We start from the raw sequence: 18,203 nt of genomic DNA, 5'->3' as shown, positions 1-18,203 counted from the left end.
TATGTCTTTTGTTGTTGTGATACCGGCTCGTTATCAATCATCAAGACTTCCAGGAAAACCTTTGGCAGATATTGCTGGTAAACCGATGGTTCAATGGGTTTATGAGCGTGCGTTACAGACAGGAGCTGAAAAGGTTATTGTCGCAACTGATGATCAACGTGTCTTTGATGCGGTGACTGCATTTGGTGGTGAAGTCTGTATGACATCGACAACACATACGTCAGGAACCGAACGTTTAGCTGAAGTGGTAAATCATTATCAGTTTCCAGCCGATAAAATTATTGTCAACGTTCAAGGTGATGAACCCTTAATTCCGCCAAGTATTGTTCGTCAAGTTGCAGATAACCTTGCAAACGTTGAAGCACCAATGGCAACGTTAGGTGTTGAGATCGATTCTGCTGAAGAAGTTTTCAATCCGAATGTTGTTAAAGCTGTTGCCGATAAGAATGGCTTTGCTCTCTATTTTAGTCGAGCAGCGATACCTTGGAATCGTGATGCATTTGCTGAAGATAACAGCGTGATTCATCATAATTTATTACGCCATATTGGTATTTATGCTTATCGTGCTGGTTTTATTAATACTTACCTTGAGTGGGACAGTTGCGCCCTTGAGAAAATAGAGTCTCTCGAGCAGTTAAGAGTACTTTGGCATGGTGAAAAGATTCATATTGATGTTGCTTTAGATCCGCCACCTATTGGGGTTGATACACCCGAAGACCTTGAACAGGTACGAGCTTTAGTGAAAAAGCTGTAATTTTATCGACTTGTCGTTTAAATGCCTTAAATTAAAAAGACCAATCTTTGATTGGTTTTTTTGTTACGTGATTGTTAAATTCCCACTTTTATAATTCGGCCGCCTATATTTATTGAGTTTTTACTCTATTATTTTTGTTGGTATATAAAATTCAAAATTAACCCCCTATTCATTGATTTAAATCAAGTTAATTTATTGGTGGTTGCTTTATGGGGGTTTTTAGTCTTGTAATTATTTCTTTACATTATCTAGTGGAGCGGTTTTTTTTAACTTTTTTTTAATAAATAGCTTGCAGGATGCTATTGAATGATAATATTATGTTAACAAATAAGAATTAATCTTAAAAAATAATATGTTTTACCTATTTATTGAGGAGTAGCATTATGGAAAATACATTGCGTGAATTACCTCTAGAAGAAGTTAATGAACAGACTGAAACTGAAGTCGCTGGTTTAGGAGCCGTTGAGCTTTATTTAAAAGAGATCGGGGCATCAGCATTATTAACTGCGGATGAAGAAAAACTCTATGCCCGACGTTCACATCGTGGCGATATCAGCGCTAGAAAAAAGATGATTGAATCAAATCTACGTTTAGTGGTTAATGTAGCAAATAGATACCGTAACCGCGGTATGGATTTTCTAGATTTAATTGAAGAAGGTAATATTGGTTTAATCCATGCGGTTGAAAAGTTTGATCCAGAAAAAGGTTTTAGATTTTCGACTTACGGCGTGTGGTGGATAAAACAGTCGATTGAACGTGGTATTGCTAACCAAGCTCGTACAATCCGTCTCCCAGTGCATATTACCAAAGAGTTAAGTGTTTATATGCGTGCAGCGAAAGAGCTGTCAAAAAATAACACTGGCGAAGCTTCATATGGAAATATTGCAGATAAAGTTGAGAAGAGTGAAGAACGAGTGAAGAAGGTTTTAAACTTTGACACTTCAGTTTCATCTATTGACCTGCCTATCTACAATGAAGAAGGTTCTGTTTCAATTCAGAATATTATTCCAGATAATTGTCATGTTGAACCTGAACAGGCACTCTCTGGTATGCAATCACACTCTTTAATTGATCAACTACTGTTAGAGCTGCCTGAACGAGATCGTATTGTTGTTGCAAGCCGTTATGGCCTAATGGGACATTCGCCGGCAACATTAGATAGCGTTGCAGAAGAGATTGGTGTTACTCGTGAGCGAGTTCGTCAGATCCAAATTGCAGCGTTGAAAAAATTAAGAGCGATTGCGGACTCTAGAAATATTGACAAAGAAGCTTTCTTTAGTGCATTTGTGTAAATAATTATCAATAATCAGTTATAAAAAAAGCGGTCAACATTGAATACTTTTAAGTTATTTAATGTTGACCGCTTTTTTATCTGAACGTTTCATGGAACAACAACGATTGAAGATTGAGTGTTGAATATATACGCTTCTTACTTGAAGTTGCTAGGTTGTTGGCTGTGTTCATTCGCCCCAATCATATAGAAAACCTAGACTCATGGAGCCTCATTCACTTGCCGCCTACTAGCAACTCCAATTACTTTGGGTATAGGTTGAATTAGCTAAAAGCCAGTTGTGACCAATCACCGAAGTAAGGAAGAATTAATTCATTGCCACTTTCTTTATCATGAATAATCGCTTGATCTGCATTAAACTCAAAGTCTAATTGTGTTAATAATTGATTTAAACGTTGGTTATTATTTGCATTAACAAAAGAGAGTGAATCAAGATCGAGTGTGCTATTTGTATCGAGAGGCACAAGTAACTGCTTAATTTCCTTTTCTGCTTGTTGTATTGCTATCGGCGTAAATAGGTCACGATATTCATCTTGATATTGATAAGCCATTTGCGGTGAGACACCGGTAATTTTAGTGATCACTAAATTAGTTAATGGGGAAAGATTAAACGTTTGATTATCTTTCATCTCATCCATAAATATATTGTACAGAGCATGACCTTCACTACACTCTGGATTTTCTAACTTAATAATTGATCCAGAAGATAACCCATCAAGTGCAATAGAATTAGCATTTTCGCTATTTGATTTAACCAGCACAGATGACGTTGACTTATCGTTAGTCACAATATCTATTGCAGCATTGACATTATATGATGAAAATAAAAACACCAAGGATGCTGCAACAACCGTATTTTTATGAGAATTTAAGGACATAATTATTATTGTTATTCTATTCAATTAAGTGAGTAAGATAATGGCAAATAATTTTTTGGCTGTAAATCAAATTTTAACAACTGAGATCACACTCTGATCAAATAATGACAAAGATTATAAGGTTGGTTAATTATTGAAACTTTTTATAACTATCCGCTTCATACTTGAAGTCGCTAGGTTGTTGGTTGTATTCGTTCGCCCCAATCATACGTCTATACTCATGGGGCTTCACTTACTTGCCGCCGATTAGCAACGCCAATTATTTAAGGTATATTCTTAATCTGTGAGATCTTTTCAATAAGGCAAAAATAGATTAGCACGATTGAATATAGATAAAAAGGAAGCAAAAAATTTTACTTCCTTGAAATAAAAGGGGATATCTTAATCTGTATCTGTGGTGATTTCATAAGAACTGAATTTACGAATATTGATGACACCGGTATCTAAAAGTAAATACTGTCCTTTAATTCCTTGAAGTACGCCTGAAACAACCGGGTTTTTATCAAAATTATGGGAATTGATTTTAGTGGGGAATGCTTCTACAGGGAAGTCGATATCGACAACATTGAGGTCGAGCCGTGTTACTGCATCATTACCCTGTGTTTCTATAATTTCGGTGAGTGCATCTTCAATTTGTGGCATTAGCTCTTCAGCTTGAGCAATCAGATCCATATTGTCATTATTGCCCTTTAGCATAGCGCGCCAATTGGTTTTATCTGCCACCAGCTTTGCCAAAGCTACTTCCACTAAACCAGAAATATAGCGTGTTTTAACTTTAAATATTGCAACGGCTTGTGTCGCACCTTGATCAATCCAACGAGTTGGGATCTGAGTATGACGAGTAATCCCGACCTTTAAACCTGACGTATTTGCAAGATAGACATAATGATCAACCATGCAGTTCTTTTCACCCCACTGAGGTTCTCTGCACGTCCCTGCATCATAGTGGCAAGTTTCCGGCTTCATAATACACATATCACAACTGGCGAGCTTTCTCATACAGACGAAACAGTGACCTTGTGAATAGCTTTTTTTTGTTTTCTTACCACAACTACTACAAAAAATATTTCCCGTGTGTTCTAGAGTGATCGTTTGGCCAATCTTATGGTTTAGATTAATCCTTTCTTCACCAACAGGGAGGTAGTAAGTTACCGTCCCTTTCAGTGATGATTCCATTTTCTTTAATGTTCCGGTGATCGTGCTCATAGTTACCTTATTTTTTGTCAAATTGCTTAATTAGTACTGAAGTATCGCAACGGTTCAATCCGCGTTGTTGTAATTTTTCATATGTCTCATTAACTTGTTTTGTTAATGGTAATTCGACATTGAGATTTTTTGCTTCATCTAAGCAGATATCGAGATCTTTTCTCATCCAATCAATGGCAAAACCAAAGTCAAATTGATCTTGATCCATGGTCGCTGCACGATTTTCCATCTGCCAAGATCCTGCCGCGCCGTGTTTGAGGACATTACTCATCTGTTCGATATCTAACCCGGCGGCTTGAGCTAATTTAATCGCTTCTGAGAGACCTTGTAAAATACCTGCGATACAGACTTGGTTTGCCATTTTACATTGTTGTCCTGCACCATTTTCACCCATTAAACTAATGGCTTTTGCATAGCTATTTATTGCAGGTGTTGCTTGCTCCAAAACAGTTGGATTACCACCGACCATTACAGTGAGTACGCCATTTTCAGCACCAGCTTGACCACCCGAGACGGGGGCATCTAAGAAATGAGAGTGCTGTTTATTTGCTGCTTGAGCTAACTCTTTCGCTAATGTGGCGGAGGTGGTTGTATGATCGACAATAATGGTGTCTGGTTTTACTGTTGAAAGTAAACCGTCATTACCATAAAAGACTGAGCGGACATCATCATCATTACCGACACAGACAAAAACGATATCAGCATCTCGAACGGCGATAGCGGGTGTTTTTGCCCATGTACCTGTAAACTCTTCGCACCATTTTTGTGCTTTTGACGTTGTTCGATTATAAACAGTCGTATTGAACCCTTTTTGTGAAAGATGGCCTGCCATTGGGTAACCCATGACGCCTAACCCGATAAATGCAACTTTAGTTGTCATAATAAACCTTTCTCTTTATGTAATGATTTTGATCTAAGCCTATCATGAATTTAGACTAAGTTAAGCGCAAGTTTAAATCTCATCAATATGCATGGTTATGAATATTTCTTGCGTGACGATAATTAACGTAATAAAGTGTTTGGCTATCTCTTTTCTAGCATAAATGAGTCAATAAAAGAGACTTGACTGTTTTTTCATTAAAATATGAGATTAATTGAATAAAATATTGAATTTTTATCATGATCTTGAGTCGAAGTCATTGTTAATTATAAACCTCTTATTTGCAAAAAACAGATTATAGATTTGTATGATAAGTATTTGTTAGTGAAAAGTAAATTTTTTTAAATGTTGTCAAGGTGAGTAATGTGAGTCGTAAGCTACTTTTAGCCATTTTTGTCGTTATCTTAGCCACCGCTGTTATATTTGGGTTAAGTGGACAAAAGAAGAGCCCAGAATTAAAAAATATCCCGCTAAAAATGGACTCTAGCTTATTATTAAATCAGCGTGGGGATAGTGTTGAATCGGAGGTTGGTACGCCTATATCTACAAGCCATAAGTCAGAGTACATTATAGGTAAAGGTGATACTTTAAGTTCGATATTTTCTAATTTCAGTATCAGTCAACAGCAGATGTATCAAGTATTAGAGGCTGATCTGAATGTGTTGGCTTTAGATACCTTACAACCGGGAAATAAATTAATCCTTACGATTGATAAAGGGGTATTAACAACACTAGAACTCTATTTTAATGCTGCCGATCAAGTCGTGTTTAATCGTGTATCTGAGACCCATTTTGAATATCAAGTGATTAACAAAAAGGGGCAATGGTTTAGTCAACCCTTGGCTGCAACTATTACAGATAATTTTTATAACTCAGCTAGACGAGCAAAGATTACATCGAGTGAAATTTATCTGATCCAGAGCTTATTAAAGAAAAAAATTAATTTTTCACGTGACTTCCGTAAAGGTGATCATGTTGAGATTGTACGTAAAACTCAATATATTCATGGTGTAGCAACCGGTAATAGTGAAGTCACTGCGGTACGAATTCAAAATAGAAAAAGGGTATTATCCGTCTATTTAGCTAGTGATGGTAACTATTATGATCAAAAAGGGCAAAGTTTATTGCAAGCTTTCTCTCGCTATCCAACTAAAAAGCACTACAGAATTAGTTCTCCATTTAACCCTAAACGACGTCATCCTGTCACTGGCCGTATTTCACCACATAATGGTGTCGACTTTGCAACACCAGTCGGAACACCAATTTATGCTACGGGTGATGGTGTGGTGACATTGATACGAAATCATCGTTATGCGGGTAAATATATTGTGATTCAAAACAGTAATAAATATAAAACGCGCTATTTGCACTTGTCAAAATTCCTGGTTAAGAAGGGACAAAGAGTCAGTCGAGGTCAGAAGATTGCATTATCTGGTGCAACAGGTCGAATTACTGGGCCACATTTACATTATGAATTCATTATTAATAATCGACCAGTGAACCCGATGACAGCGAAAATCCCAATGGCGAGTTCAGTGAAAAATAAAAAATCATATAATACATTGATTAAAAAAAGAAATGGCATGATGGATCTTCTCATTTAATCGATGTCATTATCAGTATTAAAATAAAAAATAAACGGTGAGTACCTTTTCTAGCATAGAAAATGTGACTTGCCGTTTTTTTATCTCTAAAAAAGGAAAAAAGCTTTAGTTTCTTAAAAATGTGACAGATAAAGATTCATGCTTATTTATAATCATTATTCATCTTTATTAATAAGTAAGAGGAATTAACGTGACAACTTTACACTTATTGAATAAGACGTTTTGTCTTTTCTCTGCAATGGTATGTAAAATAAAAATAGGTGTGACAAGGTGTATTGGGACAATAGTTAGAGAAATAACTCGTTGCAGATTCAGTTATCGTTTACTCGTAAGCATCGTTATATACACCGCCTCACAAATGGTTTTCTGCCAACAAGTCTTTGCTAAAGAGGAACAATTCCGTCAATTGTTTAATCAGTTAGAGAATAGAAATCAACTCTCTTATCTCGCTTTTTCTGAAGCGATGGAGAACTTAGAGATAGTGGATATTAAAAATCGACGTTGGTTAACGATTATTGATTATCAACAGTCTTCAAAAGATAAGCGATTTTACCTTATCGACTTGAATGATCGTGAAGTTGTCTATAATACGCTCGTTTCTCATGGGGTGAATTCAGGTGATGAATATGTCGATTCCTTTTCAAATCGTTTAAATTCAAAAAAGAGCTCAAAAGGGGTATTTAAAACGGCTGAAAGCTATTATGGAAAAAATGGTTATTCATTACGTCTAGAAGGTTTAGTCAACGGTGTCAATGATAATGCAAGAATTCGAGGTGTCGTTATTCATGGCGCTGATTATGTTTCACAGCAGATAATTGAAAATACGGGCAGGCTAGGTAGAAGTTGGGGTTGTCCTGCGTTACCCATTGCGATGAATAGAGAGATTATCGATATTATCAAAGATGGCAGTTTACTCTATATTCATGGTTAACAAGTTATCCTGTTCATATTTGAAGTTGCTCGGTTGTTGGCTTCGCTCATTCGCCCCAATCATATAGTACACCTATACTCATGGGACCTCATTCACTTGCCACTTACTAGCAACTCCAATTATTTTAGGTATATTTAAGCGTTTAACTTTTCAGCTTAAATAATAATGGTGTCATGTTTGATTTATATTTTATTTTTCAAAAATTTCACGGAATTCACGTTTCATTAATGGTTTAAGACGAGCTTGTTTCATCTGCTTACAAAGGTCTTTTATCGAAGATTGTAGGATCTGATCGAGCAGTTGTGCTTTATACTCTTCTTTTGCTTCATCTGTCATATCTTCAGACAGTTTTAATGTTTCAAATTCAGATAGACAATCGATACCAGCATAACTTTGACTTAGTGCCGCCAAAGCATGGAACTGCTCAAAGTTATCTAAGATATTTTGTGCACTGCGAGGAAGTGCTTCCCAAGTTTGGTAAAGTACCGGCTCAGAGACTTCATAAACAGAAACTAGCATTGGTAATACTTCTGTTGGGACTTGTTCATACGCGATTACTTGCTGTAATTCAGGTGCAAGTGTGGTGATATCGATTGGTTGGTTATTTTCTGTTGATTCTGTCATGATTAATAATTTTAAATAGGAATGATAACTAGATCCTATGTAGCCAAGTGATGGCTGTCAATCATTACTCACTCTTTTTATTTTTAATTCCAAAAAAATCTTTTACCTGACCGTTATTAACGTTATTTTATAATAAACAGATAAAGATAGATTGATTTTTAACCAGTCTTTTATTGGTTATTTTTATAGCTTCTTTATTTGAAATTGTTAAATTGCTGGCGACATTCATCCATCATCATTAAATACCCCCTTATACCCTTCTTATTTGAAGTTGTTAGGTTGTTGGCAGCACTTAATCACCCCAATAATAGAATAATTCTATACTCGCGGCAGCTCACTCGTTTTAATCTTTCTGTGACTTCAATTTCTTTCGGTGCATTAAGGATAAAATGGGCATTAAAACCTCAAAAAATTTAATTGTGCTAGATTTAAAATAGTTGAATTAATTAGCTTAAGGATCTTTATGCGAATACTGCTTGTGGATGATATTAAATTGGAACGTGAATCACTTCGATTACGTTTATCCAAAATGGGACATAAAGTTTTACCTTGTGCAAGTGGTAAAGAAGCGATAGAGCAGTTTTCTGAATTTGTGCCTGATGTGGTTTTGCTGGATATTGCAATGCCTGAAATGGATGGGTATCAAGTTGCAAAAATATTGAGACAAAATAATAGTGGTTGGACACCGATTATCTTTCTTAGCGGCTATGATTCCTCTGATGTTATTGCAAAAGCGATTGATTCAGGTGGAGATGATTATCTTGTTAAACCGGTTGATCGTCTTGTGTTGATCTCTAAAATGAAAGCAATGCAACGTATCGCTCACATGCGAAATGAATTACAAATCGCTAAAAATCAATTAGAACATGCCAACGACCAACTCAGATTATTAGCCAGTGTTGATAGCTTGACGGGGATTGCTAATCGTCGCCATTTAGATCAGTACTTACTAGAAAAAATCCAAGAACATGGGCGTGAAGGTAAGTGCCTGTCTGTTATTATGATCGATATCGATCATTTTAAAGCTTACAACGATACTTATGGTCATATTCAAGGTGACTATACCTTACGACTGGTGGCGCAAACATTGAAGTCTCAATTTAATCGAAGTGGAGAGTTAGTGGCAAGATATGGTGGAGAAGAGTTCTTTGTTGTTTTAAGTCACTGTAATAAAGAGAAGGCTACTCAAGAAGCGGCTCGATTACAAACCTCAATTCATAAACTTAATGAGCCGCATGAAAGCTCGACTACGGCTGATCATATTACCTTAAGTTTAGGGGTGTTATCTTGGCCTACAACCGGTTTAGAAAATGTTGATGAAATCTATAAACTAGTCGATCAACCGTTATATCAAGCTAAATCAGAGGGAAGAGATCGCTTTGTAGTCGCTGATATTGAGTAACTCTGTTATGCTAGATTTTTTCATTAATTTGAGAGCTTTATTATGGAACTGACAAATTTAGATACACGTGTAATAGGTTGTTTATTAGAAAAAGAGAAAACAACGCCGGAGCAGTATCCATTAACGTTAAATGCATTAACCACCGCTTGTAATCAAAAAAGCAGCAGGGAACCGGTAATGGCATTAACGGATGCAGAAGTGTTAGACGTTATCGAAGAATTAAAAGAGAAACGATTAGTTACAGAAGTAACAGGCTTTGGTGCTCGAGTTGCAAAATTTAAGCATCGTTTCTGTAATACTGAATTTGGTAATTTGCAATTTAGTGAACAAGAGCTAGGTACAATTACCATCATGTTACTTCGGGGCCCTCAATCTCCCGGTGAGATTAGAACTCGAACTAATCGTTTAGCTCATTTTAATGATGTCTCTGAAGTTGAAGCCGTATTAACGACTTTAATTGAACGAGGTTTTGTTGTTAAGTTGCCTAAAGAGTCAGGCAAACGCGACTTCCGTTATATGCATCTTTTCAGTGGTGAAGTTGACGTTGAAGCATTAATGGCCACCAGCAGTCAAGAATCTGTTGCAACGACCCCAACTAATCAACGAATTAGTCAGTTAGAAGAAGAAGTTGAGCAGTTAAAAGCTCAATTAACACGACTTCAGCAACGTTTTGATGAGTTCCTATAAGACTTCATTTTATATATACCCAAAGTCATTGGAGTTGCGAGTAGGCGGCAAGTGAATGAGACCCCATGAGTATAGGTGTACTCTATGATTGGGGCGAATGAGCGACGCCAGCAACCTAGCAACTTCAAGTAAGAAGGGTATAAGTATTGCGTTATTAATCATCTGATTTAAAAATACTATTATGCTTCAATTTTCCGATAAATCAGCACAAGTCTGGTCTGTATATTTAATTAAAACCAAGCTAAATACTCTCTATTGTGGCGTTTCTACGGATGTCGCACGTCGTTTTTCTGAGCATTGCCATCTCGATTCAAAGAAAGTTGGAAGTCGTTACAAAGGTGCAAAAGCCTTGAGAGGTAAGATGCCACTGACACTGGTTTGGCAATATCAAGCCGCTAGCAAACAGCAGGCAATGCAGTTAGAGTATAAAATTAAGCGATTGAAACGCTCCGATAAAGACCGCTTAGTTTTGAATGAAAAGAGTGTTTTATCTTTAATTGATTAAGTTTTCACCAATCTATCTTGAGCTGCCGGAGAAATGTAATAATTTCACTCGTATACCCTTCATACTTGAAGCGGCTAGGTTGTTGACTACATTCGCTCATCCCAATCATGCAAGACATCTACACTCATGGAACTTCAGTCACTTGCTGCCGACGAGTAAATCCAACTATTTTAGGTCTATAGCATGCTATTGTAGGCTTTTATGATAATAAATGTGACGAACTTATTGCATTATTATCAAACTATAGCAATATAGGGAAATAATCGGAGCAATATTTATTATAATAAGGAACATTACTGTTTATGTTTTCCCATTTAAAACCTGCTAAGCAAGATCCCATTTTATCCCTTTCTCTATTATACCAAGAAGATACTCGTGAAAATAAAATGGATTTAGGTGTTGGTGTTTACCGAAACAATGACGGCGAAACACCGATTATGTCAGCGATTAAAAAAGCTCAACAAATGCAGGCTGAAACACAGCAATCAAAAGTTTATTTAGGTTTGGCTGGCAATTTAAAATTTAGTGAGCTTTTGACTAAACAATTACTTGATGGTACTTCAGCCCTTGAACGTAGCGTAACGATCCAAACGCCTGGAGGAAGTGGTGCATTAAGAATGCTTGCGGAATTAATCGCAGCTTCACAACCTGATAGTACAGTTTGGTTGAGTGATCCAAGCTATGTAAACCATAAGCCGATTATGGAAGCGGTAGGATTAACCGTTAAATATTATCCTTACCTAAATCGTGAAACATTCCAAGTTGATAGTGAGGCGATGTTAAAAACACTGTCTCAATTAGGTCGTAATGATGTCGTGATCCTACATGGTTGTTGTCATAATCCATCGGGGGCAGATATTTCGTTAGAGACTTGGCAAAAAATTGCTGATTTAGCCAACCAGACTGGCTTTACGCCGTTTGTTGATATGGCGTATCAGGGTTTTGGCGATGGTTTAGAACAAGATGCTGCTGGAATGCGTTTATTGGCTGAACAAGTTGATGAGATGGTCATTGCAACATCATGCTCAAAGAATTTTGGGTTATATCGCGAACGAACAGGTGCTGCAATTGTTATCGCTAAAGAGCCTGTTCAAGCCGGTAATGCCAAAAGTCGTTTACTAAAGATTGCTCGTTCAACTTATACTATGCCGCCTGATCATGGTGCAGATCTTGTCGTTTCAGTACTTTCGGATAAGCAATTATTGGAAGAGTGGCAACAAGAATTACTGGAAATGCATCAGCGAATGATTACCTTGCGTCACGGTCTAGCTGACCGCCTTGCTACGCTGTCTGGAAATCATCGTTTTGATTTTATCAAGCAGCATAAAGGCATGTTTTCTATCTTAGGGTTAACGGTAGAGCAGATCCAAAAATTAAGAAATGAGTTTGCAATTTATTTGGTTGAAGATAGTCGTATTAACATTGCTGGCCTACAAGAGGATAAACTCGATGTCCTTGCTCAAGCAATACACTCTGTAACGACTAAATAATCATTGAAAAGTAAACTGGCTTAGGTAAGAGTTTAATCTCTTGAAAAATATAGCTTATTACTGTTTAAAGGCTCTGTGATTTACAGGGTCTTTTTTTAGGCGTGAGAACTTCATACTCTGAACGATTTGGTAATATTTTACTTGGAACAGTTCTAAGAATGCTGATGGAGTTATGTGATTATAATAGATAATGCTTTTACTTTTTTCTTTTTACCCCTTACTCTATATTTTTATTGTTAATTTTTTGAGGGTGTATATAATTAATTTTTCTATCTATCTGTTTGCAATGATTTTTATTTAAGTGTGATAGCCCATTTTTTTTACAATTTAGTCTAATTTTTGTTCTTTCATAATGGTGCTAAAAGTCATTGAAGCTGTGTATAAGCAGGAAGATGATTGGAGGTTTAAGTAGAAGAACGACTCGATGCTTTTCAATTACTTGTAAATCCTTAATTTTCTAGTTTCTTTGAAGTGTATGAGGGTAGTTATAGCTGATAAAAATTGGTCTATAGTTATATACAAATTATAAAAAATATTTAAAGGGGCATCGATGTCACAACTTGTTTCCGTTGTTATACCTGCAAAAAATGAGCAGGGCAATATTGGTCAACTTATTACCGAAATTAATAGTGCAATTAAAGATATTACTGAGTTTGAGATTGTTATTACTGATGATGGCAGCACTGATGGCACTGTTGATGAGGCGTTTTCAACGGCTAAAGAGCTTGCTTGTGCATTACAAATTGTCAAACATAAGTTTAGTTGTGGTCAAAGTACCGCCGTTCATTCGGCTGTAAAGAGTGCGCGTGGAACCATTATCGTTACACTTGATGCTGACGGTCAAAATAACCCGGCAGATATTCCTGCTATGTTAGAGCTGGCACTGAAAGTTGAAAACCCTCATTACTGTATTGCTGGTTATCGAAACAAACGTAAAGATACCGAATGGATTCGTTTTCAATCAAAAGTTGCCAACAAAGTTCGTCAAAGTTTATTGAATGATGGGGTACCTGATTCGGGGTGTGGTCTTAAAATTTTCCCAAGAGAAACTTTTTTATCACTTCCTTATTTTGACCATATGCATCGTTTTCTTCCTGCATTGATTAAACGTATTGGCGGAGAGATCCAAGTTTCTCCTGTTGATCATCGTGATCGTATGGAAGGGGTGTCAAATTATACGGCTTGGAATCGAGTATGGGTGGGCATCGTTGATATTATGGGCGTAATATGGCTTGTTAAACGAGCAAAGCGTCCTGAATATACCGTTGAACGTTCGGAGTAAAACTTGGTGAATAAGTGGGTAAAGCTGGCTATTTTTGCAGTATTAATTGCCAGTTTATATGGTTTATCTAAAAATGAATTTGCTCAACATCTATTTAATAATGAATGGCTATTTCAATATGTAAATAGTCATGGCACGGCTGGTCATATTACCATTTTCCTTTTTTCAATGTTATTAGTTGGAATGGGGGGCCCAAAACAGATTATCGCCTTCTCCTATGGTTTTATTTATGGCATCAGTAATGGCATTGTTTTAACCATGGCGATTTATATTATTACGGCGGGGTTACTGTACTTTTTTGCTAAGTTCTCTTTAAAGCAAATGTTGATGAATTATCCATCACGTAAACTTCAAAAGTTCCGAAAATTTGTTGAGCATAAAGCCTTTCTTAAAATATTAATATTACGATTATTCCCTATCGGTAGTAATCTAATGACCAATATTTTTGCAGGAAGTTTAAATGTTCCATTTTTACCCTTTATTTCGGCAAGCTTTCTTGGTTACATCCCCCAAGTCATTATCTTCTGTTTAGCGGGAGCTGGTATTGGTGGAACAAGTGAAGTTCAAGTTATCGTTAGTATTGTACTCGCAGTATTAAGTTTGGTTTTAACGGGGTATTTATATCGACATTATATTAAAGACATGGTTAAAAAAGAGATGCAATAAACTTATATACCTAAAGTAATTGGCGTTGCTAGTAGGCGGCGAACGAGTGCAGCCAACAACCTAGCGACTTCAAGTCAGAAAGGTATAATACTACTTTCTACTGAATATATTTTTATTTTGGAGTTGATATTTTGGAACAGATCAATCACCGACAACCTCTGATTATTACTTTAATTGCTGCTCTTACAATCATTTTTGTTGGACTCACTGTGCGTCCACTATTTCCAATTGATGAAACGCGTTATGTCTCTGTTGCTTGGGAGATGTGGATTCATAACAATTGGCTAGTTCCTCATATTAATGGCAATACTTATGCACATAAACCCCCAATGATGTTCTGGCTCATCAATATTGCATGGGGAATATTTGGTGTTTCTGACTGGGTTGCTAGGGCGGTTGTGCCAACTCTTTCTCTGATTAACTTCTTTTTAATTTATAAGCTATCGAAAAACTTATTTCCAGAAAAGAGTAGCGTTGTTTATAGCCCACTAATTCTACTTGGTTTCTCTGGTTGGTTACTTTATACCACCATGACCATGTTTGATCTGTTATTAACCGTGTCAGTATTAAGTTACCTATTAACTAGTTTTAAATTTGCACAGACTGAAAAGCGTTTGTATATCTATTTAGCTGGCATCGCACTAGGCTGTGGGTTATTGACGAAAGGACCTGCTGTTTTTATTTATACCTTACCGTTATTTCTCGCTTACCCGCTTTGGAAAAGTACCGAGATGGTAGAGAAAAAAGTTTGGTATAAACAAGGACTCATTGCCATTATAATTGGTATTGCTGTGATTTTAGTTTGGGTGATCCCTGCAGTGATTTTTGGTGGTGCCGAGTATCGTAATGAACTTTTATGGGGACAAACAGCAGGACGAATGGTGAATTCTTTCGCTCATGCTCGACCTGCTTATTGGTATCTTCAGATGTTACCAGTCTTGACTCTGCCATGGATATTTATCCGATTATTATGGCGAAAAACTACTTGGCGTATAGCTAGCACAGGAGATAGATATACACTCATTGGGTTTATTTCAACCTTTCTTATATTTAGTCTTGTGAGTGGTAAACAGATCCATTACTTATTTCCTGCATTTCCGATGTTAGCGATCTACTTTGCTTCAAAAGTCGATTTACAGCACAAGTTTGTTAAAGAATATTTAGTTGTCGCTTTACTATTGATCTTGTCGTTAGCATTATTAACCAGTCGTTTTTGGATAACTAAAGTATTTAAAACTGCAGATAGCGCTAGTGTCTATGAGATTTTATTTATTATTCCATTGGCGTTTGCATGGTTGATTTATCGTGGTGAAAAGCTAGGAAGGTATTATCTCTCAGTCCTCTTTTTAGCGATGCCTATCACTATTATGACCGTCGTTTCGACAGCGAGCCCAATGTTGCACAAAGTGTATGATATTGAGCCAATGTCGATGGCAATTAAAGCAGAGCAAGATAAAGGAGTGACTGTGGCTTATTGGGGAAAATACCCTAATATTTATCAATTTACAGGGCGGTTAGAGCACTCACTGGTTTTACCTAAAAGCAGCCCTGATGCAATGAAATGGTTACAAGAACATCCTGATGCGTTGGTTGTTTACACTCAAAAACATAAAACAGAAATAGCACAAAAGGCTATCTTGGAGCATCCGTTTAGAAATCGCTATCAAATGTTGGTAAAAGCCTCTGATCTCTATCAACACCTTACTCCATCAAATTAACTGACCATAAACAATTCAGCATATTTGGAACCATCAAACTTATCTATCGATTAGATGATTTTGGTGGTTTTTTATGATGGTTAATCTTTATTTTTAATGCTTTACTTTTTAAATAAAATAGTAATATCTCTTTGTTATTATTAAGTTTCATGAAAGAAATCCGTAATATTATTGAACTTATTTCTTTCGTTGTTTACTAAAGAATACGAGTAAAAAAACTAATAAAATATATGATTACAAGATTAATTTTATAATTTAGTTAAAGGAAATACACCATTAAATATTTTTATAATTTGTTTCAATTATGTTTTTAGTTATATTTTACAGCAATATTTTTGGAAAGGGGGTTTTAAAATGTTTAAGATTTTATTGAGTAATGCATCTAACTTTATTATCAAGGATATTTCAGGCGTCACCAAGTCCCATGGTATGTTAATGTGCTATTTAAACAAACTACTACCGAGCATTCATAAAAAGAGAGAAATTACCTTAAGCGATTCTCTCTATGTGGTTGATTCATTTAATAATCTTTTTAAAATTATAAGAGATAGTGTTTCAGGTTACGCTTTTGATCTTAAACGAATTGGACATCAAGAGTCATTAACGCTAATGGCGAAAATTAATAAAACAGAGAACAAAAGTTCGTTATTATTGACGGTTTAATGAGTTAACTTTCTTACAAAGCAATAAAGCAATAAAGCAATAAAGCCACAGAGGCAAGGTTTAGATTTAATCAACCTGTTCTGTGGCTTCTTTGATCTGATATACCCAAAGTATTTGGAGTTGCTAGTAGGCGGCAAGTGAATGAGGCCTCATGAGTATAGGTGTACGATATGATTGGGGCGAATGAGCGTAGCCAACAACCTAGCAACTTCAAGTAAGAAGGGTATAAAATCTTAACTACATTTTAATGACTTGCTTTAGGTGGATAGAGAGAATAAGCGGTAATTTGACCTGCAACAATCGCTGAAAACATAAATAGAGCAGATAAACCAATGCTTGGAATCGGGATCAATGAAAGATCAAACACTGTTTGGCTTGCACTAAATAAGACTCTACTACCGGGTACTAAAATAATAATTCCTTGCACAATGAAGATAGAACCAGTTAGGTTGAGACGTTTTGCCAACCAAGTTCCATATAGCGTAATCAGTACCGTGGTTAGCCATGTACCAACAACTAAGCTATTATTGATATCTAAATGAAGTGGACCCCACATACCAAGAATCGCAACAGGTAAGCCCAAAAGAATATCCTTAGCTCTCGCATTAAATACAATTCCAATCGCAATTGAAATCATGAATAGGCTCATAATGTGTAGAGGCAATGTAACCTGATTAATATAAGCAACCGTATTACTGGGACCCCAAAATTCTTGTCCAATATTAAGACCAATAATGATTCCGGTAAACAACTTGATCAGAGTCAGTACCGATTGGCCTAACAAACTGGTGCCTGAAACCAGATCGTTAAACGCTAAACACTCCAGAGAGTTTGCAATTGAGAGTCCCGGGACAAAGAGAACAATACTCGCAATACAGAGAGACCAAATTGAAACATCTAACCCCATCTTGTTAAGTAGGGCTACAATAACGCCAGTGAATAGAGCTGCAACAAACTCGACGGCAATTGCTCGTCTTCCTTTACAGAGTAGTTGACAACCCCAAACCATTAATCCTAAGAAAATAGATGCGATAATAGCATCGACGGTGCTGCCTATTAGCATTAGAAAAGCGGGTGGAATTGCCATGTTAGCTATCGCTGTAATCCAAGCTGGATAACGTTTGCACTCTGCATTTAATTGTTCCGTACTTTGATTATTGCTGTTGTTATTGCTGTTGTTATTGCTGTTGTTATTGATGTGGTTGATAGTACTGGCGAGCATCCCTAAATTAATTGAACCCGGAGCGGTACGCGTCATGACTACGGTATTATCACTATCTGGAAATTGATAATTTATGGCAGTTGGTGTCGCTTGAACAATGGTATTAATCTTGTTCTGTTGTGCATAGTAATGAGTATAATCTTCCACTTTATAGGGGGGCAACCACAACGATGAAGTGTATCTCCCATTTTTACAATTTTTTCGATATGTTGTCGGTTTATGGTTTGTTCTGAAGGCATGAATTGAGTAAACCTAATGATAATGAGCGAATATATATTTTGATATGAAATATACACTATATGTTGTTATTCAGAAAGCGGTTGCTCTTTGTTAATTGATGTTAATAGTAACGAAAATAATTATCAAATTTATTTATTGCAACCTACGATAACTAATTGAA

16 protein-coding genes and 1 pseudogene are annotated in these 18,203 nt (G+C 36.4%); 12 read left to right on the top strand and 5 right to left on the bottom strand.

Annotation, left to right across the window (positions count from 1 at the left end):
- Position 1: 1 nt before the first annotated feature.
- Entirely contained in the window at positions 2-754 is a 753-nt protein-coding gene (gene kdsB, locus L0B53_RS01005; protein ID WP_235059458.1) for a 3-deoxy-manno-octulosonate cytidylyltransferase, read from the top strand.
- 383 nt (positions 755-1,137) lie between these two features.
- A complete protein-coding gene (locus tag L0B53_RS01000) occupies positions 1,138-2,046 on the top strand; it encodes a sigma-70 family RNA polymerase sigma factor (RefSeq protein WP_235059457.1) in 909 nt (302 codons plus the stop codon).
- 262 nt (positions 2,047-2,308) lie between these two features.
- Here the strand turns inward: L0B53_RS01000 and L0B53_RS00995 are convergent, their stop codons facing one another.
- The 3 genes from L0B53_RS00995 to L0B53_RS00985 all read right to left on the bottom strand — a co-directional run bounded on the left by L0B53_RS00995 (position 2,309) and on the right by L0B53_RS00985 (position 5,009).
- Positions 2,309-2,923, bottom strand: coding sequence for a hypothetical protein (locus L0B53_RS00995; RefSeq protein ID WP_235059456.1), 615 nt, complete (start codon positions 2,921-2,923; stop codon positions 2,309-2,311).
- Positions 2,924-3,304: 381 nt separating this feature from the next.
- Positions 3,305-4,129 carry a DUF2797 domain-containing protein gene (locus tag L0B53_RS00990; protein WP_235059455.1) on the bottom strand — a complete coding sequence of 275 codons (825 nt, stop codon included), beginning with the start codon at positions 4,127-4,129 and terminating at the stop codon, positions 3,305-3,307.
- Positions 4,130-4,136: 7 nt separating this feature from the next.
- Positions 4,137-5,009, bottom strand: a complete 873-nt coding sequence (locus L0B53_RS00985) for an NAD(P)-dependent oxidoreductase (RefSeq protein ID WP_409202788.1) — start codon at positions 5,007-5,009, stop codon at positions 4,137-4,139.
- A 365-nt stretch (positions 5,010-5,374) separates the two neighbouring features.
- Here L0B53_RS00985 and L0B53_RS00980 point away from each other — a divergent pair, with 365 nt between their 5' ends.
- Both L0B53_RS00980 and L0B53_RS00975 read left to right on the top strand, forming a co-directional pair.
- The gene (locus L0B53_RS00980) at positions 5,375-6,613 is read left to right on the top strand and encodes a peptidoglycan DD-metalloendopeptidase family protein (RefSeq protein ID WP_235059454.1); all 1,239 of its coding nucleotides are present in this window, start codon (positions 5,375-5,377) and stop codon (positions 6,611-6,613) included.
- Between the two features lie 358 nt (positions 6,614-6,971).
- The gene (locus tag L0B53_RS00975; protein ID WP_235059453.1) at positions 6,972-7,544 is read left to right on the top strand and encodes a murein L,D-transpeptidase catalytic domain family protein; all 573 of its coding nucleotides are present in this window, start codon (positions 6,972-6,974) and stop codon (positions 7,542-7,544) included.
- Positions 7,545-7,733: 189 nt separating this feature from the next.
- Here the strand turns inward: L0B53_RS00975 and L0B53_RS00970 are convergent, their stop codons facing one another.
- Positions 7,734-8,168 (bottom strand): DUF3069 domain-containing protein, encoded by a 435-nt coding sequence (locus L0B53_RS00970; RefSeq protein ID WP_235059452.1) that lies wholly within the window; start codon positions 8,166-8,168, stop codon positions 7,734-7,736.
- 463 nt (positions 8,169-8,631) lie between these two features.
- Between L0B53_RS00970 and L0B53_RS00965 the strand changes: the two genes are divergently transcribed.
- The 8 genes from L0B53_RS00965 to L0B53_RS00930 all read left to right on the top strand — a co-directional run bounded on the left by L0B53_RS00965 (position 8,632) and on the right by L0B53_RS00930 (position 16,581).
- A complete protein-coding gene (locus tag L0B53_RS00965; protein WP_235059451.1) occupies positions 8,632-9,570 on the top strand; it encodes a diguanylate cyclase domain-containing protein in 939 nt (312 codons plus the stop codon).
- A 42-nt stretch (positions 9,571-9,612) separates the two neighbouring features.
- Positions 9,613-10,257, top strand: coding sequence for a YceH family protein (locus L0B53_RS00960; protein WP_235059450.1), 645 nt, complete (start codon positions 9,613-9,615; stop codon positions 10,255-10,257).
- A 181-nt stretch (positions 10,258-10,438) separates the two neighbouring features.
- On the top strand, positions 10,439-10,762 hold the full coding sequence (locus L0B53_RS00955; protein WP_235059449.1) for a GIY-YIG nuclease family protein: 324 nt from the start codon (positions 10,439-10,441) through the stop codon (positions 10,760-10,762).
- Between the two features lie 302 nt (positions 10,763-11,064).
- Entirely contained in the window at positions 11,065-12,252 is a 1,188-nt protein-coding gene (locus L0B53_RS00950) for an amino acid aminotransferase (protein WP_235059448.1), read from the top strand.
- Between the two features lie 550 nt (positions 12,253-12,802).
- On the top strand, positions 12,803-13,534 hold the full coding sequence (locus L0B53_RS00945; RefSeq protein WP_235059447.1) for a glycosyltransferase family 2 protein: 732 nt from the start codon (positions 12,803-12,805) through the stop codon (positions 13,532-13,534).
- A gap of 6 nt (positions 13,535-13,540) precedes the next feature.
- Positions 13,541-14,200 (top strand): TVP38/TMEM64 family protein, encoded by a 660-nt coding sequence (locus tag L0B53_RS00940; protein ID WP_235059446.1) that lies wholly within the window; start codon positions 13,541-13,543, stop codon positions 14,198-14,200.
- 131 nt (positions 14,201-14,331) lie between these two features.
- Positions 14,332-15,918, top strand: a complete 1,587-nt coding sequence (locus L0B53_RS00935) for a glycosyltransferase family 39 protein (RefSeq protein WP_235059445.1) — start codon at positions 14,332-14,334, stop codon at positions 15,916-15,918.
- Positions 15,919-16,272: 354 nt separating this feature from the next.
- Complete coding sequence (locus L0B53_RS00930; protein WP_235059444.1) at positions 16,273-16,581, top strand: hypothetical protein; 309 nt, start codon at positions 16,273-16,275, stop codon at positions 16,579-16,581.
- Positions 16,582-16,825: 244 nt separating this feature from the next.
- Here the strand turns inward: L0B53_RS00930 and L0B53_RS00925 are convergent.
- Positions 16,826-18,042: pseudogene (locus L0B53_RS00925) on the bottom strand (threonine/serine exporter ThrE family protein).
- Positions 18,043-18,203: the final 161 nt, after the last annotated feature.

Origin of the sequence: Vibrio sp. SS-MA-C1-2 (genome assembly GCF_021513135.1) — a bacterium.
GTDB lineage: Bacteria > Pseudomonadota > Gammaproteobacteria > Enterobacterales > Vibrionaceae.
The sequence above is the reverse complement of the archived record's forward strand: the minus strand, read 5'-3'. Positions and strand labels throughout refer to the sequence as shown.